Raw genomic sequence first — 1,165 nt, 5'->3', positions numbered from 1 at the left:
TCATACTAAACTTACCCGATAGCCATAGTGTAGACCACATTAAATTCTCTACAGCAAGCCAGCTACTTACGAAAAGTAACAAATACTTTAAGAGACAACCAGACAACCAGACAACCACTCGGACACTTAACGCCTTTAGCAGCGGCCGAGCGCAGCGAGGTCCAGCCCCAGCGTCTTTTTGCTGGGGCGATGCTGGCTAAACTTGTTAGAACTTTACTACGCATAAAGTAGAAATAATACAAAGCCAACCCCTGAAACTAAGGCCAATAAAAAGACACAGTGAAATATAAAATTAGCTAGCCGCCACCTGACATTAAAGCCTTGTCGATAATTGGTGGTAAGCGCATAAAATATTGAGCCTACGCACAAGATTGATACTAACAATAAAGCTACATGCTGAGTTAAAGCAAAATAACAGCTAATTAACCCTATGAGAAAGCCGTATGTTGCTAAAGATGAAGCTTTCGTTGTACCCCAAAATTCTTTTTTTTCTATATCCATTTTAGGTTGATCTACAATCTGATTAAAAAGTTCTAACGCTTTTATAAACGGCGCACGGCTCTATCGTGCGTCCAACGCAGGCCACGTTTCTTTGTGGCCGGAGTGATGTTTGATGAACTGGTTAGATGTTTTAGAACTCCCAACTACACCAAACACCACGTTAAAACCAAAGTGCTTGCCCAGAGACAAAAACACCGCAGATGGCGACTTTACCGGATTCCCTAGGAACACACCATTGACGAAGCCTCTACAAATTAAAATGTGCTTGAGAAGCTTAAACAGTAGAGCGGAACAGTGGGAAAACGTGCCACCTACCCTAAAACTTTAAACGGAGGAATACATGATAAGAAACGAGCATTCCCTGCCGAATATTGAGCCCTAAACCTTAAGAGCCAAAAAACATTTAACGCCTTGGTGACATGCGCCGCCAGGCGTCATGTTGACCAACTTGTTATGTGTTCCCCAGGGTCTCGCGACGCCAATTCGTCAACACTTTCCTTTGAAAGAATAATATTCCCAAAATAGGCTGCGTCGCAATGATTGCCCCATTCCATATAGTAAACCAAATGGCATATACCACTCTCATCCACCTTGATTAGAATGGTATAACCAAGATCACCTTGCGCAGATGCATGGAAATGTATCCAATCACCAAAGATGTCAA

Annotated in this window: 1 protein-coding gene; it reads right to left on the bottom strand. The window is 42.6% G+C overall.

Going from position 1 to position 1,165, the window contains the following annotated elements; all coding sequences use genetic code 11:
- Window positions 1–935 precede the first annotated feature (935 nt).
- Window positions 936–1,165 (bottom strand): hypothetical protein (locus A3756_RS28350; protein WP_197481531.1); only part of this gene is annotated, 230 nt, incomplete at its 5' end.

This window comes from Oleiphilus sp. HI0086, assembly GCF_001635225.1.
Note: the sequence above shows the minus strand (reverse complement) of the source record. Positions and strands in the feature narration are given on the sequence as shown.